The organism is Streptomyces flavidovirens DSM 40150 (assembly GCF_000429085.1).
In the GTDB taxonomy this organism is placed as follows: Bacteria; Actinomycetota; Actinomycetes; order Streptomycetales; family Streptomycetaceae; genus Streptomyces; species Streptomyces flavidovirens.
Genome location: NZ_AUBE01000001.1, coordinates 133,493 through 157,805, shown reverse-complemented (window position 1 = coordinate 157,805; position 24,313 = coordinate 133,493). Strand labels below are relative to the sequence as shown.

Annotated in this window: 24 protein-coding genes; 18 read left to right on the top strand and 6 right to left on the bottom strand. The window is 70.5% G+C overall.

Annotated features, from left to right (window positions below; genetic code table 11):
- Window positions 1–39: 39 nt before the first annotated feature.
- The 3 genes from G412_RS40035 to G412_RS0100730 are packed head-to-tail and all read left to right on the top strand — an operon-like array spanning window position 40 to window position 2,488.
- Window positions 40–1,056, top strand: a complete 1,017-nt coding sequence (locus tag G412_RS40035) for a P-loop nucleotide/nucleoside kinase family protein (protein ID WP_028810394.1) — start codon at window positions 40–42, stop codon at window positions 1,054–1,056.
- Window positions 1,057–1,067: 11 nt separating this feature from the next.
- Window positions 1,068–1,640 (top strand): ATP-binding protein, encoded by a 573-nt coding sequence (locus tag G412_RS40660; RefSeq protein WP_244282813.1) that lies wholly within the window; start codon window positions 1,068–1,070, stop codon window positions 1,638–1,640.
- Window positions 1,637–2,488 carry an NAD(P)-dependent oxidoreductase gene (locus G412_RS0100730; protein ID WP_028810392.1) on the top strand — a complete coding sequence of 284 codons (852 nt, stop codon included), beginning with the start codon at window positions 1,637–1,639 and terminating at the stop codon, window positions 2,486–2,488. The genes G412_RS40660 and G412_RS0100730 overlap by 4 nt, the downstream gene beginning before the upstream one ends.
- On the opposite strand, the gene G412_RS0100725 is transcribed toward G412_RS0100730, so the two are convergent.
- Window positions 2,485–3,129 (bottom strand): HAD family hydrolase, encoded by a 645-nt coding sequence (locus G412_RS0100725; RefSeq protein WP_028810391.1) that lies wholly within the window; start codon window positions 3,127–3,129, stop codon window positions 2,485–2,487. The two genes, G412_RS0100730 and G412_RS0100725, sit on opposite strands and share 4 nt — an antisense overlap.
- 694 nt (window positions 3,130–3,823) lie before the next feature.
- On the opposite strand from G412_RS0100725, the gene G412_RS0100720 reads away from it, so the two are divergent.
- From G412_RS0100720 to G412_RS0100695, 6 genes are all read left to right on the top strand, one after another.
- Window positions 3,824–4,033 (top strand): ferredoxin, encoded by a 210-nt coding sequence (locus G412_RS0100720; RefSeq protein ID WP_028810390.1) that lies wholly within the window; start codon window positions 3,824–3,826, stop codon window positions 4,031–4,033.
- 40 nt (window positions 4,034–4,073) lie between these two features.
- Window positions 4,074–5,279, top strand: a complete 1,206-nt coding sequence (locus G412_RS0100715) for a cytochrome P450 (protein WP_028810389.1) — start codon at window positions 4,074–4,076, stop codon at window positions 5,277–5,279.
- Between the two features lie 2 nt (window positions 5,280–5,281).
- On the top strand, window positions 5,282–5,524 hold the full coding sequence (locus G412_RS32740; RefSeq protein WP_037647243.1) for a DUF6059 family protein: 243 nt from the start codon (window positions 5,282–5,284) through the stop codon (window positions 5,522–5,524).
- Complete coding sequence (locus G412_RS32735; RefSeq protein WP_078606702.1) at window positions 5,518–7,263, top strand: acyl-CoA dehydrogenase family protein; 1,746 nt, start codon at window positions 5,518–5,520, stop codon at window positions 7,261–7,263. Before G412_RS32740 ends, G412_RS32735 begins: the two co-directional genes overlap by 7 nt.
- Complete coding sequence (locus G412_RS0100700; protein WP_028810388.1) at window positions 7,260–8,114, top strand: 4'-phosphopantetheinyl transferase family protein; 855 nt, start codon at window positions 7,260–7,262, stop codon at window positions 8,112–8,114. Before G412_RS32735 ends, G412_RS0100700 begins: the two co-directional genes overlap by 4 nt.
- A gap of 135 nt (window positions 8,115–8,249) precedes the next feature.
- Window positions 8,250–8,855: a response regulator transcription factor gene (locus tag G412_RS0100695; protein WP_028810387.1), complete on the top strand. Its 606-nt coding sequence runs from the start codon at window positions 8,250–8,252 to the stop codon at window positions 8,853–8,855.
- On the opposite strand, the gene G412_RS32730 is transcribed toward G412_RS0100695, so the two are convergent.
- The 4 genes from G412_RS32730 to G412_RS39525 form a co-directional block, all read right to left on the bottom strand.
- Complete coding sequence (locus G412_RS32730) at window positions 8,821–9,939, bottom strand: sensor histidine kinase (RefSeq protein WP_244282812.1); 1,119 nt, start codon at window positions 9,937–9,939, stop codon at window positions 8,821–8,823. The two genes, G412_RS0100695 and G412_RS32730, sit on opposite strands and share 35 nt — an antisense overlap.
- A 231-nt stretch (window positions 9,940–10,170) precedes the next feature.
- Window positions 10,171–11,787: a SagB family peptide dehydrogenase gene (locus G412_RS32725; protein ID WP_051338025.1), complete on the bottom strand. Its 1,617-nt coding sequence runs from the start codon at window positions 11,785–11,787 to the stop codon at window positions 10,171–10,173.
- A gap of 50 nt (window positions 11,788–11,837) precedes the next feature.
- Window positions 11,838–14,162: a TOMM precursor leader peptide-binding protein gene (locus G412_RS0100680; RefSeq protein ID WP_028810386.1), complete on the bottom strand. Its 2,325-nt coding sequence runs from the start codon at window positions 14,160–14,162 to the stop codon at window positions 11,838–11,840.
- Window positions 14,162–14,332 carry a hypothetical protein gene (locus G412_RS39525; RefSeq protein ID WP_157839040.1) on the bottom strand — a complete coding sequence of 57 codons (171 nt, stop codon included), beginning with the start codon at window positions 14,330–14,332 and terminating at the stop codon, window positions 14,162–14,164. Before G412_RS39525 ends, G412_RS0100680 begins: the two co-directional genes overlap by 1 nt.
- Window positions 14,333–14,594: 262 nt before the next feature.
- On the opposite strand from G412_RS39525, the gene G412_RS0100670 reads away from it, so the two are divergent.
- The 6 genes from G412_RS0100670 to G412_RS0100645 all read left to right on the top strand — a co-directional run bounded on the left by G412_RS0100670 (window position 14,595) and on the right by G412_RS0100645 (window position 20,037).
- A complete protein-coding gene (locus G412_RS0100670) occupies window positions 14,595–15,413 on the top strand; it encodes an AfsR/SARP family transcriptional regulator (protein ID WP_028810385.1) in 819 nt (272 codons plus the stop codon).
- Window positions 15,414–15,584: 171 nt separating this feature from the next.
- Window positions 15,585–16,358 (top strand): cyclase family protein, encoded by a 774-nt coding sequence (locus G412_RS0100665; RefSeq protein ID WP_028810384.1) that lies wholly within the window; start codon window positions 15,585–15,587, stop codon window positions 16,356–16,358.
- The gene (locus G412_RS0100660; protein WP_051338024.1) at window positions 16,355–17,101 is read left to right on the top strand and encodes a thioesterase II family protein; all 747 of its coding nucleotides are present in this window, start codon (window positions 16,355–16,357) and stop codon (window positions 17,099–17,101) included. Before G412_RS0100665 ends, G412_RS0100660 begins: the two co-directional genes overlap by 4 nt.
- A gap of 111 nt (window positions 17,102–17,212) precedes the next feature.
- Window positions 17,213–18,487, top strand: coding sequence for a beta-ketoacyl-[acyl-carrier-protein] synthase family protein (locus G412_RS0100655; protein WP_028810382.1), 1,275 nt, complete (start codon window positions 17,213–17,215; stop codon window positions 18,485–18,487).
- On the top strand, window positions 18,484–19,713 hold the full coding sequence (locus G412_RS0100650; protein ID WP_028810381.1) for a ketosynthase chain-length factor: 1,230 nt from the start codon (window positions 18,484–18,486) through the stop codon (window positions 19,711–19,713). The genes G412_RS0100655 and G412_RS0100650 overlap by 4 nt, the downstream gene beginning before the upstream one ends.
- Before the next feature lie 60 nt (window positions 19,714–19,773).
- A complete protein-coding gene (locus tag G412_RS0100645; protein ID WP_028810380.1) occupies window positions 19,774–20,037 on the top strand; it encodes an acyl carrier protein in 264 nt (87 codons plus the stop codon).
- Between the two features lie 156 nt (window positions 20,038–20,193).
- Here the strand turns inward: G412_RS0100645 and G412_RS0100640 are convergent, their stop codons facing one another.
- Complete coding sequence (locus G412_RS0100640) at window positions 20,194–20,637, bottom strand: nuclear transport factor 2 family protein (protein ID WP_028810379.1); 444 nt, start codon at window positions 20,635–20,637, stop codon at window positions 20,194–20,196.
- A gap of 174 nt (window positions 20,638–20,811) precedes the next feature.
- Between G412_RS0100640 and fabG the strand changes: the two genes are divergently transcribed.
- The 3 genes from fabG to G412_RS32720 all read left to right on the top strand — a co-directional run bounded on the left by fabG (window position 20,812) and on the right by G412_RS32720 (window position 24,292).
- Complete coding sequence (fabG, locus tag G412_RS0100635; RefSeq protein ID WP_028810378.1) at window positions 20,812–21,600, top strand: 3-oxoacyl-ACP reductase FabG; 789 nt, start codon at window positions 20,812–20,814, stop codon at window positions 21,598–21,600.
- Window positions 21,601–21,717: 117 nt separating this feature from the next.
- Window positions 21,718–22,683 (top strand): aromatase/cyclase, encoded by a 966-nt coding sequence (locus G412_RS0100630; protein WP_051338023.1) that lies wholly within the window; start codon window positions 21,718–21,720, stop codon window positions 22,681–22,683.
- The gene (locus tag G412_RS32720) at window positions 22,676–24,292 is read left to right on the top strand and encodes a class I adenylate-forming enzyme family protein (RefSeq protein WP_051338022.1); all 1,617 of its coding nucleotides are present in this window, start codon (window positions 22,676–22,678) and stop codon (window positions 24,290–24,292) included. The genes G412_RS0100630 and G412_RS32720 overlap by 8 nt, the downstream gene beginning before the upstream one ends.
- The last annotated feature ends 21 nt before the right edge of the window (window positions 24,293–24,313 follow it).

The following is a 24,313-nucleotide window of genomic DNA, read 5'->3' as shown; positions in this document are numbered from 1 at the left end:
CTACACTCGCGGCTCCGACTAGCTATCTAGGAGGGGCAGATGGCTCGGAAGCACCCGGACTGGAAGCCGGATCTCCTGCGGATGCACCGCGAGGAGATTGGGCTCACCCTGGAAGACACGGGGGAGAAGCTTCGCGAAATCGCGGAGCGACACGGCTTCAACATTGCCGCGAACTTCCAAACGATCTGGGGCCACGAAAAAGGTTCGGTATACCCCGGCCCACATTACCGTCGGGCATACTGCCGCCTCTATCGTCGCAATGAGGCCCAACTCGGCTTCCGTAAAGCCCTACCCGGAGAGGACGCCTCTGTGGAATCCGTACCGGCGCCTGCTTCCGCTGAGCGAAAGCTCCCCGTCCAATCGGACGCAGTACGTAAAGCGTTGAGCAGCATCCGCGAAGGTACCGACGACGTGGACAGCGAGGCTCTGCGCAATCGTGTGGTCAACGCATGGAGCCGCCACACAGCAGGAGCAATCAGTGACGGACCGACCGTGATCCTGGTGGGAGGGTATGCCGGATCGGGGAAGTCGGAGTTCGCAAAGTTCCTCGGCGGGCTCACCGGTTGGCCGATCCTCGACAAGGACTCACTGACGCGCCCGCTGGTCGACCAGCTTCTTATCTCGCTGGGCGGGGAGGCGCACGACCGGAGTTCGGTTCTTTACCGGGAGAAGGTCCGGCCACTGGAATATCGGTGCCTCATGGAAGCTGCATGGGATAACTTGGATTGCGGAATCTCAGCAATCCTCGACGCCCCGTTTATCGCCGAACTCGCTCAACCCGAATGGATGCAGCGCTTCCAGAACCGTTGCCGATCAAAGCGGGTTTCGATCGCGACCATATGGGTTGAGTGCGACCTCGAATCGATGCGCGAATACATCGAATTCCGAGGTGCAGCACGTGATGCCTGGAAGATGGAAGCGTGGGAGGAATACGCGTCAGGGCTCGATCTGAAGTTCCGTCCGCAGGGCCCACACTTCGTTGTCGACAACAGCCTTGGCGCTGCCGTCGCGCTGGTCGACGAAGCGCGCGACGTGCTGAGCGGCGGTGGGCTGTGATGTCGTCCGGCGTGATCCTGTACGGGCCGCCCGGCTCCGGCAAGGACACCATCACCAGTGAACTGACGCGGCTCCGTCCTGAGTTCGTTCTGTTCGAGCGACTCAAGGCCGGTCCCGGGCGTACGACGGGGTACCGGCTCACGACCGTCGACCACATCGAAGAGCTGTCGCGCACAGGAGGCCTCCTCTACCGCAACGCCCGCTACGACGCTGAGTACGCCATCGACCGGCAGGGCGTCGCGAGCTTGGTCGACGCAGACCGCATCCCCGTTCTACACATGGGTCAGGTCGCGGGAGTTGGGGCGGTGGCGGCCTTTCCCCTGCACTGGATTCGCGTGCTCCTGTGGTGCCCCTTGGACGTCACGGAGTCACGTTCCATCAGCCGCGGAGACAAGGACGTAGAGGCTCGGGTGAAGGTCTGGCACGAGACCCGAGAGGATTTGTTGGCCCACGAAACCGAGCCATGGACCCTCACCCTCCGGACCGACCAACTCAGCCCCACCGAGTCCGCCAACACCATCGTCGACGCCCTCGCGGCTTCTGCCTCATCCGAAAGCCGGAACGTCCGGGAGCTGGTCGGGTGACGACGCTCGGAATCCTGCACCCAGGCAGCATGGGAGCCGCCGTCGCCGCTCAGGCGCGGCGCTCCGGTGCTGAGGTTCTGTGGTGTCCGGCCGGACGCAGCGCGAGCAGCAAGGAACGAGCCGAGCGATACGGCCTCACGCCGGTACACGCGTTGAGCGAGATGGTTGATCGGGCCGACATCATCCTGAGCCTGTGCCCGCCGGCCGCCGCCGAAGATGTGGCGCGGAGCGTCACGGCTTGCTCGTACACCGGAATCTACGTCGATGGGAACGCCGTCTCCCCCGTGACGATGGCCAACGTAAGCGCCATTGTGCAGCGCTCCGGGGCGACTGCCGTCGACGGCTCGGTGATCGGCTCTCCGCCGTCGGACTCGAAGAGCGCCCGCCTCTACCTGTCCGGACCAGCCGACGCGCTGCGCCCAGTGGCCCAACTCTTCGACGGAAGCGCTGTTCAAGCACGTCTCCTGCCGGGCGAGATCGGACAGGCGTCCGCGCTCAAGCTCTCGTACAGCAGCTATCAGAAGGCCAGCCGCGCTCTGGCCGCGGTCGCCTACGCCCTCGCCAGTGACCACGGGGTGGAGGCAGAACTACTCGACATCGCCGAAGGCCGTACGACCAGCTACCTGGCAGAGACCGCGTACTTCCCGAAGGTCGCCGCTCGATCGTGGCGCTGGGGCCCGGAGATGAGGGAGGCGGCTCACGCTCTCCAAGAGGCGGGACTCCCCTCTGAGCTGGCCGACGCCGCAGCCGCTGTGATGGGGCGGTGGGCAAATCTCAAGGACACGTCGCCGGATCTCGCGCTCGTACTAGAGGAGCTGCACACAGGCCCGCACGGCGAGCGCACCTAGACCGTTTTGCCTTGCAGTACCTCGATGGCCTCCGCGATGCCCGGCACCATGACGTCGGGCTCTCGGAGGCCATCGGCCCATTCACGACCATTGGCCACCCAGAGTGTCCGCAGCCCCGCTGCCCTCGCCCCACCCATGTCCGTCTCGGGGTTGTCGCCGACCATCCACCCGCCAGCGCTGAGCGACGCACCGCACTCCGCCGCCGCAGCCTCGAAGAGACGGCGCTCCGGCTTCCGCACCCCTAGCTCACCCGAGACGCAGATGCCGTCGAAGAGCGGGGCCAGACCGGCCGCAGCGAGCTTGGCGCGCTGGATGTCACCCGCGCCGTTCGTCGCGATGCCGAGGGCCCACCCCGCGCCACGGAGCGCTTCGAGCCCTTCCCGAGCTCCGGGGAAGCAACGCACCGACCTCGCGATGCCATCGACGTACTCGTGCCAGAGGTTGCCCGGGTCATCGCTGAGACCGAGGGCCGCTCCCAGGCCCACGAAGTCCTGAGGGTGTGCCCGGTCGCGGAGCCGATCGCAGATGACAGTCTCCGCCTCCTGGGGCAGAGAGCGCGAGCGCACGAAGCCACGAGCCCAGTGCTCAAGGCCCGCGCTGCGGTCGATCAGGGTGTTGTCGAGGTCGAAGAGTGCCAGCACAAGGCGACGTTACGCGAGCGACGTAGGCACCTCACGCTCCTCCCCCGAAGCTTCCACCGGGGGGCCAAAGAGGGGGCCAAACGCAACAGTTCGCGCCGGACCATCGTGGACAACCACGGACTGAACGCGGGGTGTTGGGCGAGGGCAGTCACTTGCACCACAAGGTCAACTGTCCCCGAAATCGCGTTCGGGACGAAAGAGTCGTCGCGCTGGGAGTGCGACAACGCTCCGCTCGCGGTAGTGCCGGGCTGGTTGGGGGCCGGTCTCACTTGTGGTCTCGGTTGGAGCCTGATCCGCAGGGGTCTGCGGTTGTCCGCGTGTGTCCAGATCTGCCGTTGACCTGCGGTGGAGGACACATGACGGATGTTCACGGACACCTGCGGACCAAGATCGGACAACTCGTAATGCGTAGGTCTCGGGTTCGAATCCCGAAGGCGGCTCTGTGGAAGCCCCAGGACTCACTCGCCGTGACCTGGGGCTTTTGCTTTTTTCGAGCATCGGAGCGCTAGAGGCGCTCGTGAGCCGGCGACGAGCTTGGCCGTAGAAGCCCCTCCGGATTCCAGGCGACGCCGACCGCGTCGGATCAGGGTGACTCGTTCTCAGGTGGGGCTCGATTCGGGTGCGAGGTGGGGTGGGTTTGCTTTGGAGGGCTGCCCGGGTGGGTGGTTTTCTCGGAGTTGGCGAGGTGTGCGGCATGCGGGTGGGCGTTGACCGGGACCGGTGTTGTGGAGCCGGGCAGTGCGTGATGAGTGCTCCGGCCGTCTTTGATCAGAGCGAGAGCGACGGGCTGGTGCTGCTGCGCCAGGGGTGGGCGGGCAGCGCGGTGCGGGGCGATGTGGAGCTGGCTGTCGCGCTGTGCCCGGCCAATGCCATCTCGGTGGAGGACGACGCGGGCAAGGCCTGACCGATATGTCCTGGTACGTACCCGAAAGGAGCTCAGCAGCATGACTGGCACGCACACCGATGAGAGCACAGTGACCCTGCCGGCTGCCCGTGGGGCCTGCCCCTTCGCGCCGCCGCCCGCCTATGGTGAGGCCCGGCGCAGAAGTCCGGTCAGTCCGATGAGTCTGTGGGACGGGACGGCGGTCTGGCTTGTGACGGGGCATCAGCAGATGCGGACCGTACTGCTGGACAAGAGGTTCAGCGCCGATGCCAGGGTGCCGGGCTTTCCGTTTCTCTCTCCCGGACGCAAACAGCTGCTCACGAAGGCCACGCCCAGTTTCCTGCGGCTGGACGATCCGGAGCACTCCAGGCTGCGCCGGATGCTCACCGGGGACTTCATCGTCAAGCGGGCCGAGGCGCAACGGCCGCAGATTCAGCGGATCGTCGATGAGGTGCTCGACCGGATGACCGGGCACGGTTCCCCGGCCGACCTGGTGCGTGACTTCGCGTTGCAGGTGCCCTCGCGGGTCATCTGTCTCCTGCTCGGAGTGCCGTACGCCGATCACCAGTTCTTCGAGAGCCAAACCAGCGCGCTCGTCGACCTCAGTACGCCGCCCGAGGAGATCAAGGCGGCCATGGCCGAGCTGACCGGTTACCTGACGCGACTTGCCGAGCGCAAGCGGCGCGAACCGGACGACAGCCTGCTGGGCCGGCTCGTGGCACGCGGTGAGCTCGACGAGGCCGAGTGCGCCGCGATGGGGATGGTGCTGCTGGTCGCGGGCCACGAGACGACGGCCAACATGATCGCTCTTGGCACGCTGGCGCTGCTGCGGCATCCGGAGCAGATGGCCCGGCTGCGCGCTGAACCCTCGTTGATGAAGGGGGCGGTGGAGGAGCTGATGCGCTATCTGAGCGTCGTCCACTTCGGGCTGCCGCGGGCCGCTCTGGAGGACGTGGAGATCGACGGGACGCTGATCCGGGCGGGGGAGGGCGTGCTGTGCATGCTGTCCGAGGCCAACCGGGACGAGGCGCTGTTCCAGGACCCGGAGCGGCTCGACATCACCCGCGACGCGCGCCGGCACCTGGCGTTCGGGTTCGGGGTGCATCAGTGCATCGGGCAGCCGCTGGCCCGCGCCGAGATGCAGATCGCTCTCGAGACGCTGCTGCGCCGGCTGCCCGGTCTGCGGCTCGCGGTGCCGTACGAGGAGCTCGAGTACCGCACGGACAAAGCCGTGTACGGGGTGCGCGAACTGCCCGTGACGTGGTGAGGGTGCGGTTCGTCAGGGCCCTCTGGGAGGCGTGCAAGGTCTTCGGGGCGCTGGCCATGGCGGGGTACGGCATCGTCGGTCCGGCGGAGGAGGACCGCGGGACCGTGGGGCTGGGCGGTGGGCCCGCGCCCGGGCATCCGGAGAGGCTGAGCCCCGATGTCCCGCTGAGTGGCGTGGAGCTGGCGCTGGCGCGAGAGCTGGAGGCCCGGTGCGCGTGGCCGCCGGGCAGGGGTGATGCGTGCTAGCGGCGCGTACGGAGCCACAGGTGCGGCGGCGGATCGAGGAGCTGGAGCGGGCCTTCGGGGATCCGTGCGACGGTGCGAACCCGCTGGGGATGGCCGCGTTGGCTGAGGCGGACCGGCGCAACGAACTCCCGGCGGCGGGTGAGAGGGCGCTGGACGCGGCGGATTTCGCCAGCGAGTTCGTGCCCGTCGCGCTGGGCGGGCGGCTGGACCGGGCCGATGTGCTCGCGCGAGTGCTCAGGCCCGTCTTCCGGCGCGACGTGGCCCTGGGCTTCGGATACGGGATCACGTCACTGTTCGCCGCTTCCGCGGTATGGGCAGCCGGTACGGAGCAACAGCGCGGCCGCACCGCGCGGACCCTGCTGGGTGGCGGACGGCTGTCCATCGTCCATCACAGCCTGGCGCACGGGAACGCCATGTGGCGGGGCGAGCTGGTGGCACGGCGGACCGAGAACGGATACGTACTGAACGGGCGCAAGGACGCGGTCCTCAACGCCGAGCGGTCGGCGGGCTACGTCGTCTACGCGAGGACGGAGCCCGGGCGCGGGCCGCGAAGTCACTCGGTGCTGCTCCTCGACGCGCGGGAACGGCCGCCGGCCGGGCTGCGCGTGTTGCCCCGGCAGCTGACGACAGGCATGCGAGGCTGCCGGTTCGCCGGGCTGGAACTCACGGACCGTCACCTCCCCCCGGACTCCGTGGTGGGGCGTCCCGGAGACGGCACACAGCTCGCGCTGCGCACCTTCCAGCTCAACCGCGCGCTGGTCTCGTCGGTGGTGCTGGGAGCCGGGGACACGGCGTTGCGGTCCGCTGTGGCCGCGGTGACGGCCGAGGGTGCCAAGGGGCCGGGGAAGCGCCAACGCCAGGTGCTGGCCGGCGTCTTCGCCGACCTCCTGTGGTGCGACGCCATGGCCACAGTGGTACTGCGCTCCCTGCACGTACTGCCGGACAGCGCGCATCTGGGCGCCGCGGCCGTCAAGTACCTGGTGCCCGATCTCGTACGGGAAGACCTTGAGGAACTCGGCACGGTGCTCGGGGCATCGGACTCCCTCCGGCAGAGCGGACTGTCGTACGTGCACAAGCTGCTGCGCGACCTGCCGGCCGCCGGGCTCGGGCACCTGGGGACCGCGGCCTGTCAGGCGGTACTGCTGCCCCAACTTCCGGGGCTGGCGCGCGATTCCTGGGGTGTGGCCGAGGAGCCGCCCCCGTCGCTGTTCCGCGCCGGACCGTCGATGCCGCCGCTTGAAATGGGCCGGCTGGCGGTGGCCGGCGGGACGGATTTCCTCGCCGCTTCGCTGAACGGGGCTCTCCCACGCCTTGGTGGGGACGCGGGAGAGGCGGGACCGTACCGGGAGGTGCTGGTGAGGCTGACCGAGAGCCTCATCGCTGAACTGCAATTGCTGCGAAGGGAGTTCGGCGCCATGCCGGCTGGTGACCGGGCGGTGCTGGCGCGGCCCGAGGCGTGTGCGCTGGCCGACCGGTATGCGCATGTGGCCGCCGCGGGCGCCGTGCTGGGTTTCTGGACGCGACAGGACGGTACGGACCCGTTTCTGGCCGATCCGGCCTGGCTGGTGCTGGCCCTCAGCCGGCTCGGCGGCCGGCTGGGCCTGAAGCTGCCCGCTCTGCCGCCGGACTGCGTCGACCGGGTGTTCGGCGAGGTGGTGGCCCGGTACCGGTCGGGGCGTGCCTATGACCTGCACGCGGGGCTGCTCGCGGGGAGTGGCGGAGTCGGGACGGGGCGATGAGCGGGTACGAGCGGGGCGGGAGCACGCTTGCGGCGCCGATCCTGATGGAGGGCCCGGCCGGGCCGTGGCTCCGGGTCCGGGAGTCCGTCGCGTTCTTCGGGCATGCGGTGGTGTACGCCGACTGGAACCGGTGGCTGCCCGCCGTGGCCGCCGGGCCCGAGCTGCGCCGGCTGCTGGGCAACCGGGACTGGGAGCGCTTCAACGCGCTGGCCAAGCCGGAGGTCCGGCACCGGTTCGCGGTGTCCCGGCTGCTCGTGCGTCATGCCGCGGGCGCGGCGCTGGAGGTCGTGCCGGACACGTTGGAGGTGGCGTACAAGCCGGGCGGGCGACCGTACCTGCGCGGCTGCGATCAGCTCGACGTCAGCCTCAGCCACACCCTCGACCTGGTGGTGGTGGGGCTCAACCGGCGTGGCCGGATCGGTGTCGATACCGAATTGGCGGGCCGCAGGCTGCGGTACTCGGAGGTGCACCGGCAGATGTGTACCGTCGCCGAGCGCGCGATGCTCGCCGGACTGCCGATGCCCGAGCAGGAGGCGGAGCTGCTGCGGCTGTGGACGCTCAAGGAGGCGTACACCAAGGCGCTCGGGCAGGGTATGCGGATGGGGTTCACCCAGTTCGGCTTCGATGCGGACGGGCGGGGACCGCTCACCCCGGACGGCCGGCCGGCGTCGTACGGCGAATGGGCTTTCGGTACGTATGGCCTGGACCTGGGCGACAGCTACCTGATGAGCGTCGCCTGCCACGACGCGGGGCTCGGGGGAGAGGCGGACACGTCGGTCGCGACGATGCTGGACGAGGGCTTCTTCGGCCAGGTCGTGGATCTGCTGGACCGCCGCGGACCTGGTCGGTGAGGCGCTGCCCCGCCCCGCCCGCACGGCGGCCCGGCCCACCCGTTTTGTCCCTCAAGGGCGGAATCTGTTCCGGTGATGACCATGTGCATAATCGGACGAGAGAGCGTTCGAGCAGCGCTTCGCTGAGGGGGGCACGTGATCCGGGTTCTGATTGCCGAAGACTTGCACATGCTGCGCAGGGCACTGGTCGCGCTGATCGAGCTGGAGCCCGACATCGCGGTGGTGGCGGAGTTGGCCAATGGCACCGAGATCGTGGCCAAGGCGCGGGAGACCCGGCCGGATGTGGCCGTACTGGACATCGACCTGCCGGGAACGGACGGGATCAGCGCCGCGGCGGCGCTGCACACCGCCGTCCCGGAGTGCCGCACCCTGATCCTCACCAGTCTTGGCCGGCCGGGGAATCTGCGCCGCGCGGTGGAGGCGCACGCCTCCGGTTTCCTGCTCAAGGACATCGAGCCCGACCGGCTCATCGCGGGGATACGGTCCATCGCCAAGGGTGAGCAGGTGGTGGACCCCGCACTGGCGATGGCCGCGCTGGAGCCGGCTCACACCACGCTCACCTCCCGTGAGCTGGAGGTGCTGCGACTGGCGGCGGAGGGCGAGGAGGCCCGCCAGATCGCCGCCCGGCTGTACCTCTCGGCCGGGACGGTCCGCAACTACCTGACCACCGTGGTCAGCAAGCTCGATGCCCGCAACCGCGTGGACGCTATACGGATCGCGCGCGAGGCCGGCTGGCTGTGACCCCGGCCGGTTCGGGCGGTCCTCCGCGGCTTTCTCCGGCGAGTTCTCCGGGGAGATCTCCAGGGACTTCTTCGGGGAGTTCGAGTACGGCTTCCAGCACGAACCACCCGTCGTCCGCCACCCTGGCGTCGAGCCGGCCGCCGAGCCCTTCGACCCGGGTGGCGAGGTTGCGAATGCCGCTGCTGTGGTGCCCGCCTCGGGAAGCGGGTGTTTCCAGCCGGGCTTTACGGTGACCGACGCCGTCATTGGTGAGGGTGAAACGTATCGTCCGCTTCTGCCGTACGGCGGTGATCGCACAGCGGTCGGCCTCGCTGTGCCGCAGCATGTTCGTCAGCCCCTCGCGCAGGACGGTGGCCAGTACGGTGTCGACGTTCCGGGGGAGCGTGCCGCATTCGACCCGCGTGATGGTGTGGATGTCGAGCGAGGACAGCATGGACACGGCGTCGGAGACCTCAGTGGCCAGGCACATGTCGCGGTATCCGGAGGCTACCGCCCGTACGTCGGCCAGCGCCTGGCGCGAGGTCTGCAGAATCTCTGCGAGCTCCTGCTGGGCGCGGTCCGCCTGGCCGGGCAACAGCCGGTAGGCCAGCTCGCATTTGAGGGTGATGGTGGACAGGCTGTAGCCCAGCAGGTCGTGGAGGTCGCGCGCGAAGCGCAGCCGTTCCTGGTCGACGGCGAGCCTGGCCAGGTCGGCGCGGGACTGGTGAACCTCCGTCACCAGGTCCGACAGCCGGGAGAGACCGAAGACCACCAGGCCGGTCAGGATGGTGGAGACGGTGGTGTACGCGACGTCGCGCCAGCCCAGGCCCACGTAGAACTGCAGGACGTCCACGCTCAGTGTCAGCAGGGCGAAGGCCGTCCAGGCCAGCGCGTCCGGCAGGACCAGCAGGGCCGAGCCGCACAGCAGCCCCGGCAGTGGCATCCATGCCTGCTTGAAGGTGGCGAACGGGAGGAAGGTGAGCAGCCCCTGGAGGAAAAGAATCAACAACCGGTGCCGGCTCAGCCTCGGGATCAGCCGGGGGAACGAAATCGCCAGCTGAATGCCGAATATCAGCAGCAATAGCCCCATGGCTTCGGAGAACATTTCCGGAGTGGGATTCGCGCTCAACTCATAGGTGACCGCTACGAAACAAAACGCGCAGAGCACAACTGTCGTAATGGTCATGGCCAGTTTGGGGGCCAATCGCTTCGAGACGTTGACGTGCGGTATTCCTGACAGACGATCGGTCGGCATGTCCAACGTCGCTCCCCCAGCGAGTTGTCCGGCGACCACGGAACACGCGGCCGCCGGAGAAGTGCTCGTTCGTGCAGAAGATTATCGATTCCGTCCCCCCGGCGCACTGTGGTGATCGACACCGGTCGTGGCCTTGGCGTCGGCCCGTACGCGAGGGAGCGATCCGATGACCATCACGTCACGTGCGGGGCCGGTCGCGGCAGTGGCCGGCGGTCCGATGAGGAAGTCGCCCACACTCGACTCCGTACGCCAGTCCAGGCCGAAGGCCCGTACCGCCGCGTCCGCGTCGCCGACGGCCAGAGCGCACGAGCCGAGGCCCAGGGTGGTCGCGACCAGCGAGAGGGTCTGCTGGAGCGCGCCGACGTCCTTGAGGATGCTGGTGTAGGCGACGCCGCTGAACTTGTAGGAGGAGCGGCTGAAGCGCGCGGTGATGGTGAGGAGCAGCGGTGGCGGACCGGGCAGGTTGGCCGCCGTACGGGCGTTTGCCGAGAGCTCGGCCAGCGCCTGTGGGGCGGCATCGATCTTCTCCAGGCAGTGGGTGAGCGGGTTGTAGTGGTACGCGCCGGGGGCGGGCCAGGTGTGCTCGCCGGCCAGGAGGTACAGCTCCAGGGCGTAGGTGTCGCCGATGCTCGGGTACGGACGGTCGCTGTGCAGGTAGCCGTCGGGAACGTGGCGGTCCGGCGAGTGCAGCGAACGGACGCGGGCGGCCCGGTACAGCAAGGAGCCGATCTGGCGGGCGGTGAGTTCACCGGAGCCGCAGTGGGGAAGTGGCCGGTCGCTTTCCAGGGCCGCGGTGAACGGCGGGTCGCTGCGGCGCAGTTCGTCCAGGTCGGGGCGGAAGAGGGGAATGTTCACCTCGTTCACCGGGGGCTTGACCACGGGTTCGGGCGGCACCCGGTCGGCGTGGGAGTAGGCCGCGCCGAAGTCGCCGTCGTGGCGGCCGAGCCTGCTGCGGGAGTGGACCAGGAGGTCGTCGGCGGACCAGGGGAGCAGCGCCGGGTCGTGGTCCTCGCTGAACAGCGGCGGCAGGTCCGGTGACCGGGGCGCCTGCGGCGGCTCAGCGAGGAGGACCATGCCGGTAGCGGTCAGATAGGACAGGGCCGCGTCCGTGACCGCCGCGGGCAGCGCGGGTACCGCGTCGGCCTGCCAGGGCGTGCCGCGCGTACTGCCGAGGCGGCTCAGCAGCAGGGTGGCTTCAGGGCGCAGCAGCTCCACCCGGTGGTGGGACAGCGGGGATTCCATGCGCAGTCCGTCTTCCGCGTGCCGCACCACCGCGAAGCGGGAGAGCCTGCACGGCCGGCCCTCGGGCAGCGGACGCGGAGCGAAGCGGGCGTGCTCGGAGAGCGGGACGACGGACAGCAGTGGTGCCGGTCCGACGGCGAGCATGCGGACCACGACGTGCTGCAGCCGCGACAGGGCGTGCAGCAGGGCGGCGGTGCCGGCGCTGAGCGGGGTGTCGTCGGCGGGGACGCCGATGTCGGGGAAGTCGGGCAGTACGTTGCGCAGCGAGACGGGGCCGATGCGCATGCGCCGCAGCGCTTCGCGCAGGTCCTCGCCCGGCTCGGGGATCCGCAGTTCGCCCCACCGGGTGTCGAGCAGTACGGAGCCCCGGGGGCCGGAGTCGAAGTCGACGTGCGTGTCGTCGCGCAGGGACCAGAGCTCGGTGAGCCGGGGCGGAGCGAAGTCGCTGATAGACAAGGTGGGCCCAGGTGGGGTCAAGGGGCCGGCGCCGTGTGCCGGCGCCGGGATCACAGGAAGAGCGGGATGGGGTTGAGGTCGTCGTACCGGGTCGGTGTGCCGAGGTCCCCGAGCTGTACGGGTACGTCGAAGAGGCGGCCAGGGGCGAACCGGGCCCAGTGCGGGCGCAGACCGGGAACGAGAACCCGGGCCACGGGCAGCCCCACGTCGGGGCGGGTCTGGTTCAGTACCAGCAGCTCCAGCCCGGCCCGGCGCACGATGTCCTCGGCGGCCGAGATGTCGTCGCGCAGGTCCGTGCGATCGACGTAGGGATGCGTCCGGGGGCCCGTCGCCGGTCGCCCGGGCGCGGGCAGCAGGTACGGCTGGTTGTGGATGCCCGCGGTGCGCATCCAGTGCAGTGTGCCGGGGGCGGTGACGTCGTAACCGGTTCCGTCGGCGCGGGCGTCGACCACGCAGGGCAGCAGTTGGTTGACCTCGGTGAGGGCTCGGCGCAGCGCGACGCGGGGGTCGAAGTGGGCGCCGAACCCCAGCACGATGTCCTCGGCGGGCTTGTCCGTGCGCCGGGACAGGGCGGCCACGACGGGGATGCCGAGGTCGGAGGTGAGGTCGAGCGCCCACACCTCGCGGTGCAGCGATCGGTGCACCGCGCGCAGTTCGGCGGTCCACGGGTCTTCGAAGGAGTCCAGGTCCAGGCCGGGCCGACGGGTGCGGTTGTACCACCACAGGGCTACGGCGTCACGTTCGACCAGTTCCAGGAAGCCCTGGAGCACGGCGTCCTCCAGGCTGCCGCCGGCGGCGGTTCCGTTGGAGCCGGCGGTGGCGAAACGGCGCCCGGCGAGCCCGGCCGAGTTGTAGTAGAGCAGGGACGTGGGCAGCAGCCGGTGGCGGCCGGCGGTGAGTGACCAGACGGGCGTCCACTCGATCTCGGCGTCCTCGTCGAAGGGCTCCGGAACGTGATGGAACGCGCTGTGCGTGGCGTTCCAGCGATCCCGGCCGTGGAACTGCCGCGGGTCAAAAAGCTGTACGTCGTCCGGGTGTACGGCATTCGGCCCGAGGGCGTCGTAGCTGCTGACGACGGTCGGCTCGTCTCCCTGGAGGTGGCCGCAGTGGCGTTCCACGGCTTCGGCCAGCGCACCGACCCGGGCCTGCAGGGCGGTGGTGCCCTTGCCGGAGCTGGTGGAGCGAAGCCCGGTCCGCAGGCCGGCCAGGCCCTCGGCGCCGGCCGCCGGGTTGTGGCCCGCGTGGAAGGAGTTGAGGAAGGCCGGGCCCCGTGGGTCCCGGCGGATTTCCCTGACCAGTCCGGTGAGCGGGTCGATCAAGTGGCCGTAACGGTCAAGCGTCTGCTGAGCGGTCAGCGCGCGGTGGCCGCCGCCTTCCCGGTCCCGCTTGGGAACGGACGACAGCACTACGGGCGCCAGCACCTGGTGCCTCATCAGGCTCGGGTCGCCGCACCGCGCGCACTGCGGGCGGCGCCCGACCGGGTGCCGGCTGCCGGTCAGCGTGAGTCCGTCCAGCGTCCACAGCGAACGCTGCTCCGGATGACGGTGCCCTGCCAGCCACTTCGCGGCCTCCAGAACCGCCAGATGCAGGCTCGCGAGCCGGCCGGCGGGCAGGGCGCAGGAGGGGCGCGGCAGCGGACCGGAGCGGCCCAGCGCGCGCTGCACGTGCGCCTCTACCGGGCGTGCGGGCCACAGGCGTGCGGCGAGGCAGGACCAGCAGGGGCCGGCGGGCGTCGTGTCCGAGGCCGGGTCGGCGGCCTGCGGGCCGAAGAACGGGCCGATCCAGGTCTGCGTCCCGCTGGCCTTGACCGGCAGCCAGGGCCGTCCCGCCGCCCGGTGCTCGGCGTCGAGGGCCAGCAGTCCGGGATTCAGATAGCTGTCGCAGAGCACCAGGGTGAGATCGGTGGTGGCGGCCCGCTCCGCCGGGACCGTACGCAGCCCGCCGGCCTCGGCGGCGGCCCGGAGCTCGCCGGGATCGGCGGTACCGACAGCCGTGATGTGCACCGAGGCGGCCGCGAGCCGCCGCGCCGCCGGGGCGCCGTCGAGACCCGCCTCCTCCCAGTACGCGTACTGCGCCGCCACCTCCGGGGCGGGCGGCCCGGCGGGGTGCTCGGCGAGAAGCCCGGCGTGGGCGAGCCGGTCGAGGAGCCGGACGGTCTGCTCGGCCGGCATCTCGTGCGCGGTGTCGGTGAGCAGGGAGTCCAGTTGGCGTGTGCCGTCCAGCAGGGGCGCCAGGCGGGCGATCTGCTGTCCGTGCAGGGCGGTCACGTGCTGCTCCGAGATGAGGTAAACGGCCTCGTCCGGGACCGATTCGACGCGCAGATGCGGTCTGAAGCCCAGGTAGGCGCCGGTGGCGGTCGGCGGGGAGGTGGTCATCAGGCGGCGAGCGGTCCGGCGGAGCGGGTGGCGGCGGACGGTGTGCCCGGCACGGATTCGGCCCAGCACACGAACGATTCGGTGGGCCGCGTCCAGTCGGCTACGTCCGTGAGGTCCTCGATCACCAGGTCGTCGAGGCTGTCCAGCGCGCGAAGGACATCAGAGGGCATCGTTCTCTCCTTGATCCGGGGCGAATGGCGGGTTCGCACGGATCCGAGTCTTGTCGGCGCCGACGGAGGCAGCCAGTGCCCGGTTCACGGGTTCACATGAAGAATTCATGGGTCGTATCTGAGCGATGCGTGCCGTGTTCGGGACGTAGGCACTGGGTCCGGAATTCGCGTTGGGCCATGCTCAAGGGGTCATGAAGTCCGGCTCGAACCCGGTCGTCGACGTTCGCGGATGCCCCCGCGGACCCCCTCACGGAGGATTCCCTTGAACATCGCACTCTTGGGCCCGCTGAGCGCTGAGATAGCCGAAGTGTCCATTGTCCCCAACGCGGGCAAGCCGCGGCAGTTGCTGGCCCTGCTGGCCATGAATGCCAACCAGGTGCTGCCGGTGCCGACGTTGATGGAGGAGATCTGGGGCACGGAGATGCCGCGCAGTGCGCTCACCACCCTGCAGACGTACATCCTGCAACTGCGCCGCCTGGTGGGCTCGGCCCTCGGTGACGACCGGTCGCGCGCCCCCAAGGACATCCTGGTCACGCGGCACGGCGGCTATCTGCTGCAGGTGCCGCGCAGCGGCGTCGACGCGTACGAGTACGAGCGGCTGGCCGCGGCCGGCCGGCGGGCCTTCGACCGCGGCGAGTTCGCGGCGGCCTCCGCCGCGTACGACGAGGCACTCGCGCTGTGGCGCGGACCCGCCCTGGTCGACGTGCGGATCGGCCCGGTTCTGGAGGTCGAGCTGGCGCGGCTCGAGGAGAGCAGGCTCGGTGTGCTGGAGCGCCGGATCGAGGCGGATCTGCGGCTCGGCCGGTACGACGAGCTGCTTCCGGAACTGACCGCGCTGATCGGCCGGCATCCCCTGCACGAGAACCTGCACGCGCAATGCATGACCGCTCTTTACCGCTCGGGCCGCCAGTGGCGGGCGCTCGAGGTCTACCAGGGGCTGCGGGGGCGCCTGGTGGAAGAGCTCGGGCTTGAGCCGTCCGCCCGGGTGCGCGCTCTCCACCAGGCGATCCTCACCGCCGACCCGGCTCTGGACGGGGCAGCCGCCCACCGGCGTCCCGTCCCGGACCTGTACGCGGCCTGACCCGGCGGCGCCCCCGGCCGCCGGGTCCGGAGCCGCCCGCCCGAGCGCGCGGCTCCGGTACCGGCCGCGGCCCGGCCTCGATCCGGACTCCAGGCGCGGCACCCAGAGTGCTCCCCAAGCGTTCCGCCGCTGCTCATGGACGGAACAGGAAGCACCTGAAGTGGGGGCACCTTGCGCATCATCGACCTGTCGTCACCGATCGATGCCGCCGGCTGGGAGCCGGACCCGATCACTCACGAGATCATGACGCCCGCCGAGGGCGCCCGCCATATGAGCGAGGAGATGCGGGAGCACTTCGGCCTGGTATTCGACCCGGCGGACCTGCCCGGCGGTGAACTGCTCTCCCTGGACACACTCACGCTGACCAGCCACACCGGGACCCATGTGGACGCCCCGTCGCACTACGGCTCGGTCGGCTCGTACGGAACGCCCCGCCACATCGACCAGATGCCGCTGGACTGGTTCCTGCGCCCGGCGGTGGTGCTGGACGTCACCGATGTCGGCACCGGCGTCATCGGGGTGGACCGCGTCGAGGCGGAGCTGCGACGGATCGGCTTCCAGCCGCAGCCGCTGGACATCGTCCTGCTGCACACCGGCGCGTCCCGGCACGCGGGAACACCCGAGTACTTCACCGACTTCGCCGGACTGGACGGCCCCGCCGTCGACTTCCTGCTGGATCTGGGCGTACGCGTCATCGGCACCGACGCCTGGAGCCTGGACGCCCCCTTCGGCCATATGATCGAGCGGTACCAGGAGACCGGCGACAAGTCGGTGCTGTGGCCGGCGCACTTTGCGGGGCGCCGCCGGGAGTACTGCCAGATCGAACGGCTCACGGCGCTCGACTCGCTGGAGCGCCCGTACGGGTTCAGGGTCGCCTGCTTCCCGGTGAAGATCGCCGGAGCGGGTGCGGGCTGGACCCGGGCCGTGGCCCTGGTGGACGAGTGAGCGGCCGACTCCCGCCACGGCTGTTCTGCTTCCACCACGCGGGCGCGGGAGTGACCTCCTTCGCCCGCTGGCAAAACGTGCTGGGCGAGCGCGCGGAGGTCGTGCCCGTACTGCTGCCCGGCCGGGACGCCCGGGTCCGCGAGCCGCGGATCACCGCCCCGGCCCGGCTGCTCGACGAGATCATGGACCAGGTCGGCCCGCGACTGGACAGGCCTTACGCGCTGTACGGACACAGCCTCGGCGCATTGATCGCGTACACCTTCGCCCGCACGGTGGAGGCAACCGGACTGCGCGGACCGGAACTTGTCGTGGTCGGGGCCGCGCTCCCGCCGCACCTGCCGTCCCCGCTGCTGCCCGCCGCCTTCCCGCCGGACGCGCAGTTGCTGCCCTGGCTGGTCTCGTGCGGCGTACTGCCCGCCGAGGCCGCCGAAGCGGGCGAGGGCGGAATCTGGCAGCGCAGGGTGCTGCCCACGATCCGGGACGACCTGCTGCTGGCCGACGCGCTGCGCCGGACCGGCCGCGGCCCGCTGCGCACACCGGTGCTGGCCGTCGCCGGGCGCGAGGACCACATCGCGCCCGCCCATCTGGTCGAGGAGTGGCGGCGCTACGCGCCGGCCGGGTTCGGGCTGCGGACCGTACCCGGCGGGCACTTCTTCGTCCGCGACCGCCCCCTGCCCGAGTTTCTGCGCGAGACCGTGCATGGGCTCGGAGCGGTGTTCCGGCCCGAGTCGAGCACGGTTTGAGGGGCTTGGCGGAACGTCGGAACCACAGGAAACCGTACGAGAGGAAGCAGCCGTGAAGACAGAGCGCGCCCGGGACATCCGGGTGGCCGGGCCCCGGACGGGGAGAGCGCGATGAGCCGGCGCGTGGTCATCACCGGGATCGGCGTGGTCGCTCCGGGCGGGAGCGGGGGGAAGGGCCAGTTCTGGTCGTTGCTGACCGAGGGGCGCACCGCGACCCGGCCGATCTCCCTGTTCGACGCCTCCTCGTTCCGTTCCCGGATCGCGGCCGAGGCCGAGTTCGATCCGGCCGGGTCGGGTCTGACGCCCCAGGAGATCCGGCGCATGGACCGGGCCGCGCAGTTCGCGGTAGTCAGCGCCAGGGAGGCACTCGCCGACAGCGGCCTGTCGCCGTCGGAGCTCGATCCGTTCCGTACCGGTGTCACCATCGGCAGCGCGGTGGGCGCCACCATGGGTCTGGACGTGGAGTACTCGGTGGTGAGTGACGGCGGTGCCAAGTGGCATGTCGACCACGAGTACGCGGTGTCCCACCTCTTCAATCACTTCGTTCCCAGCTCCTTCGCCACCGAAGTGGCCTGGGCGGTCGGGGCTCAGGGGCCGACAGCGGTGGTCTCCACCGGATGCACCTCGGGCCTGGACTCGGTCGGCCACGCGGTCGAACTGATCAGGGAGGGCAGCGCCGACGTCATGGTCGCCGGCGCCACCGACGCTCCGATCTCGCCGATCTCGGTGGCCTGCTTCGATGCCATCAAGGCCACCTCCCCCCGCAATGACGACGCGGCCCACGCCTCACGTCCCTTCGACCGCACGCGCAACGGCTTCGTGCTGGGCGAGGGCTCGGCGGTGTTCGTGCTGGAGGAACTGGAGAGCGCCCGCGCCCGGGGCGCTCATGTCTACGCGGAGATCGCGGGCTTCGCGTCGCGCAGCAACGCCTTCCACATGACCGGGCTGCGCACGGACGGCAAGGAGATGGCCGAGGCCATCCGCGTCTCGCTCGACGAGGCGCGGCTGGACGCCGCCGCCGTCGACTACATCAACGCCCACGGATCGGGCACCAAGCAGAACGACCGGCACGAGACCACGGCGTTCAAGCGGTCCCTGGGCGAACACGCCTACAACGTGCCCGTCAGCTCCATCAAGTCCATGATCGGCCACTCGCTGGGGGCGATCGGCTCCCTGGAGATCGCTGCCTCGGCGCTGGCCATCGAGCACGGCGTAGTACCACCGACCGCCAACCTGCACGAGCCGGACCCGGAGTGCGACCTGGACTACACGCCGCTCACGGCCCGCGAGGGCCGCATCGACACGGTGCTCAGCGTCGGCAGCGGCTTCGGCGGATTCCAGAGCGCCATGGTGCTCACCCGGCCGGAGCGGAAGGCGGCGGCATGACCGGTGGTCCGAAGGAACGCAAGCAGGTCTTCACCGGGATCGGTGTGACGGCGCCCAACGGCCTGGGCACCGAGGCCTGGTGGCAGGCGACTCTGGCGGGCGTGAGCGGCATCGGTCCGGTCACCCGCTTCGATGCCTCGAAGTACCCGGCCACACTGGCGGGCGAGGTGCCGGGCTTCGACGTCAAGGAGCACATCCCCAGCCGGCTGATCCCGCAGACCGACCACATGACCCGGCTGGCGCTCACCGCCGCCGCCGAGGCGCTCCAGGACGCGGCGGTGGACCTGGAGCAGTTGCCGCAGTACGCCGCGGGCGTGGTCACCGCCGCCTCGGCGGGCGGCTTCGAGTTCGGGCAGCGGGAGCTGGAGGCCCTGTGGAGCAAGGGCGGGCAGCACGTCAGCGCGTACCAGTCCTTCGCCTGGTTCTACGCCGTCAACTCCGGCCAGATCTCCATCCGGCACGGGCTGCGCGGACCCAGCGGAGTACTGGTGACCGAGCAGGCGGGCGGGCTCGACGCCGTCGCCCAGGCCCGCCGGCAGCTGCGCAAGGGCAGCCTGCTGATGGTCACCGGCGGGGTGGACGGCTCGCTCTGCCCCTGGGGCTGGACCGCGCAGCTGACCAGCGGGCGGCTGAGCACCAGCGACGACCCGGCGCGTGCGTATCTGCCCTTCGGGGCGGACGCCGCCGGGCACGTGCCCGGCGAGGGCGGCGCCATCCTGCTGCTCGAGGACGCCGGGGCCGCCCGTGAGCGCGGCGCGCGGGTGTACGGGGAGCTGGCCGGCTACGCCGCCACCTTCGACCCGGGGCCGGGCCGTCCGGGGGAGCCGGGACTGCGCAGGGCCGCGGAGACGGCGCTGGAGCAGGCCGGGGTGACACCGGACGAGGTGGACGTGGTGTTCGCCGACGGCGCCGGGGTGCCCGCCCTCGACCGGCTGGAGGCGGAGGCGATCACCAAGGTCTTCGGCGCGGGCGGCGTGCCCGTGACCGTACCGAAGACGCTGACCGGGCGGCTCGCCGCGGGCGGGGCGTCGCTGGACCTCGCGGCGGCGCTGCTGTCCGTCAGGGACGCGGTGATCCCGCCGACGGCGGACGTCGGCCGGCTCGCCGAGGACTGTGCGCTCGACCTGGTCACGGCGCCCCGCCCGCGGCCGGTGCGTACCGCCCTGGTGCTCGCCCGCGGTTACAGCGGTTTCAACGCCGCAGCGGTGGTGACTGCCGCGCGGTGAACGTGAAAGACCAACGGCCGACTGAAAATCACGACAAGCAATGCTGAAAGGTGTTTTCCCATGGCAGAGATGACGCTGGCCCAACTCACCGTCCTGCTGCGCGAGTGCGCGGGTGAGGAAGAGGGAGTGAACCTGGACGGTGACGTGCTGGACGTACCGTTCACGGAGCTGGGCTACGACTCGCTCGCGGTGCTGCAGACCACGGGCCGTATCGAGCGGGACTACGGCATCCGTATCTCCGACGACGCGGCCGCGGAGGCGCACACCCCCCGGCTGCTGCTCGACTTCATCAACGAGAGCCTGTCGGCGCCCGCCGCGGGCTGACGGCCCCGGCGGTACACACCGCACCTCTCCACCGCCGTTCGTCCGGGGCCCGTCGGTCCCGGACGGACGGCGGTTGTCGTACACATGTCGTACGCGCGCGAAAAATCCGGCCGCCACGCGGGTGCGCGGCGGCCGGAACGATGGGGGCGGAGCGGCTCAGGAAAGGTCGTCGCGGGTCACCTGGCGGTGCTTGACCAGCCACCGGCCGTCCTGGCGGACCAGCCGGTCGTCGCAGCGGGTGCTGACCCGCAGCGCGGCCTGGCCGCCGCGTGGCGTCTCGATCACGAGGGCGTAGCAGCGCGCGAACACCTCGTCCTCGCCGCGCTGTTCCACCGAGACCATGCCGAGCCAGTGCCGCCGCTGCACACCGTTCGCGGCGTACTCGTCGGTGGCCTTGCGAGCGGCGGCGGAGATCACCGTGCGGCCGGCGGCCGGCTCGGGGTGCGCGTTGGCGGCGAAGACGCCGTCCTCGGTGAAGGTCAGGGCCCAGTCCTCGGCCCTGCCGTCGTCCAGAAGCTGCATCTGGTGCGCGTAGAACTGCTGGATCTGAAAGTACAGCTCGGCGGCTGAGACGGCCGGGGATGCGTCCGTGACGGTCATGGTGGTCCCTTCCTGATGAACATGGTCTGGCTGGCGCCGAGTCTGCGGACGAGGGCTCGTGACCCCCTCGAAGTCCGCTGGAGGCGGCGCCCGTCCAGCGCTCCTCCACCCCGGTTTGAGGCCGCTTCGGCACGCTCCATCTCGGTAGCAACGTCCGAAGGGAGCGTGCAGGAAATGGCGAACGAGGAACAGCGGCGCGTCGCGCTGGTCACCGGCGGTACCAGCGGGATCGGCCTGGCCGTGGCCAGGGACCTGGCGGCCAGGGGCCTGGCGGTGTTCATCTGTGCCCGGAGCCAGGACGCGGTGGAGCTGACGGTCAAGGAGCTGCGCGCGGAAGGCCTGGAGGTGGCCGGCGCGACCGCCGACGTTCGCGACGCGGAGTCGGTCAAGGGCCTGGTACGGGCTGCCGTGGAGCAGTATGGGCGGATCGACGTACTGGTGAACAACGCCGGCCGCAACGGTGGCGGCGTGACGGCGGACATCACCGACGAGCTCTGGTACGACGTGATCGACACCAACCTGAACAGTGTCTTCCTCGCCACGCGGGAGGTGCTCAGGAACGGCGGTCTCCAGGAGCGGGGCTGGGGCCGGATCATCAACATCGCGTCCACCGGCGGCAAGCAGGGTGTGGTGCTGGCGGCACCGTACTCGGCCTCCAAGCACGGCGTGATCGGCTTCAGCAAGGCGCTGGGCAAGGAGCTCGCCCCGACGGGTGTGACCGTCAACGCGGTCTGTCCCGGCTATGTCGAGACGCCGATGGCCCAGCGGGTCCGGCAGGGCTACGCGGACGCCTGGGACACGACGGTGGACGACATCCAGGAGCGCTTCGAGGCGAAGATCCCGCTCGGCCGCTACTCGACCCCCGAGGAGGTGGCCGGCCTGGTCGGCTACCTGGCCACCGACACCGCGGCGTCCATCACGGCGCAGGCGCTCAACGTCTGCGGCGGGCTCGGCAACTACTGACGCCCCGGCGCAGGGACGCCCATCGCCCATCGCCGTCCCCCATCCCCATCAGCATCCCCCATCGCCGTCCCCTATCGCCCGTCCCTGAGATCGCGATCAGGACAGGAAGGAACCCACGTGTCCGTAACCGAATCCGAGAAGCACCGGACCGCTCACCGGACCCTGCACACCACGCAGGTCGCGGCGCCCGCCGATGTGGTCTACGGGATCGTCGCCGACGTCACCCGCTGGCCGCAGTTCTTCGCCCCGAACGTCCACGTCGAGCACCTGGAGCAGGGCGACGGCACCGAGCGCATCCGCATCTGGGCGACGGCCAACGGCGAGGTCAAGACGTGGGTCTCGCGTCGTGACCTGGACCCGCGGGCGCTGACGGTCAGCTTCCGTCAGGAGGTCTCGCAGGCGCCCATCGCCTCGATGGGCGGCAAGTGGGTGGTGACTCCGGTGAGCCCGACCAGCTCGCTGCTGGAGCTGTACCACGACTTCAGCGTGATAGACGACGACCCGGCGGGCGTCGAGTGGGTCAACCTCGCGCTCGACCGGAACAGCGACGCCGAGCTCACCGGCATCAAGGACATCGCCGAAAAGGCCGGCCGCCTCGACGAGCTGATGTTCACCTTCGACGACACGGTGCACATCGCGGGCGACGGACAGGACGTCTTCGACTTCCTCAACCGCGCCGACCTGTGGCCGGACCGGCTGCCGCACGTCGCACGGCTGGATCTCGAGGAGGAGGTGCCCGGCATCCAGGTGATGGCCATGGACACCAGGACCCGCGACGGGTCGGTGCACACCACCGAGTCCGTCCGGGTCGTCTTCGGCACGGACCGCATCGTCTACAAGCAGACGACGGTCCCGGCGCTGATGACCGCGCACACCGGTCGCTGGACCATCGTCCCGGCGGACGGCGGGGTGGACGTCACCTCCCGGCACACCGTCATCATCAAGCCCGACGCGGTGGAGAAGGTGCTGGGCGAGGGCAAGACGGTCGCCGAGGCGCGCGCGTACATCCACAAGACACTGAGCACCAACAGCACCACCACCCTGCGGCACGCCCAGGCCTACGCGGAGTCCCGCCGTGGCTGAGGAGCCGGCCGTGCCCGAACCGGCCGGGTACGAACCCGACGTCCCGGCGCGTCTCGACGGCCTGCTCACCGAGGCGGCCGCCGCCGCGCCGGACCGTACGGCACTGGTGTACGGCGAACAGCGGATCTCGTACGGCGAACTGGACCGCAAGGTCACCGCCGCGGCCGAAGCGCTGGGCACGCTGCTTCCGGGGCCGGGCGGCACGGTCGCGGTGGCCTCGGTACTGCACCCGGACTTCGCTGTCGCCTACTACGCGACGGCGCGCGCCGGACACGTCACCGCAGTGGTCAACCCCCTGCTGCGGGAGGAGGACCTGCTGCATGTCCTCACGCTGAGCGGAGCGCGGCTCGCCTTCGTCGACGCCGGGCTGTACGACCGGCTGGCGGGGATCCGCGACAGCCTGCCGGAGCTCGGCACGGTCGTACTGATCGGCGAGGGTACGCGCCCGGGCCTGCCCACGCTCGGGGAGCTGGCGGCGGGTCCCGCTCGCGCGGACGCGCCCGCGCCGTCGCCGGCGGACCGCTCGGCGGTCCGGGAGGAAGTCGCCTGCGTGCAGTTCACCAGCGGTACGACCGGGCGGCCCAAGGCGGTCCGGCTGACCCACCGCAACCTGACCGTCAACGCCGATCAGATCGCCCGCGCGCACCGGCTCGACGGCACCTCGGTGATGGTCAACCACCTGCCGACCTTTCACCCCATGCACCTCAACTCGGCGGTGCGCGCGGGGGCTCAGCAGGTGCTGTGCGCCGGCCCGGCGCCCGCCGACGCGGTGGCCACGGCCAACGAGCACCGTGCCAGTCACCTCTACAGCCTGCCGGTCAGGCTGGCCCGGCTCGCCGCCGATCCGTCCCTGGACGAGCTCGGGCTGCGTACCGTCGCCAGGATCGCGTCCGGCGGCTCGGGCCTTCCGGTACAGGCCGCTGCCCGGCTCACCCAGCGGTTCGGCATCCCCGTGTTTCAGGGGTACGGGCTGGCGGAGACTTCGCCGCTGACCCACAGCGACGATCCGGACCACCCGCTGCACGGCTCGGTCGGCCGGCCGGTCGCCGGTACACGGTGCCGGGTGGTGGACGTGGAGAGCCGCGCCGTGCTGCCCGGCGGATCGGTCGGCGAGGTCCAGGTGCGCGGCCCGCAGGTGATGAAGGGGTACGCCGGCGGCCCGGACGGCGCCGGTCTGGAGCCGGACGGCTGGCTGTCCACGGGGGACGTCGGCCGGATCGACGAGTCGGGGCGGCTGTTCCTCCTCGACCGTCTTAAGGACGTCTTCAAGTGCGACAACTTCCTCGTCTCGCCCTCGGAGGTGGAGCTGGCACTGGGCCGGCACCCGCGGGTGAGCGAGTCGGTGGTCGTGGACCTGCCGGACGGATTCGGTGGTGCGGTGGCGGGGGCCCTGGTGGTCCTCACCACGGAACCGGGCGCCGGTGCGAGCACCGGGGCCGAGCGAGCGGCCGTACTGGCCGAGGTCCTGGAGACCGTCAACGCCCAGTTGCCCTACTACCAGCGGGTGCGCCGGGCCCGGGCGGTGGACGCCATCCCGCGCTCCGGCAACGGCAAGATCCAGCGGCGGCTGCTGCGCGAAGAACTGCTCGCCCACCTGGCCGACGTCTGAACCGGCCGGGACCACCACAAG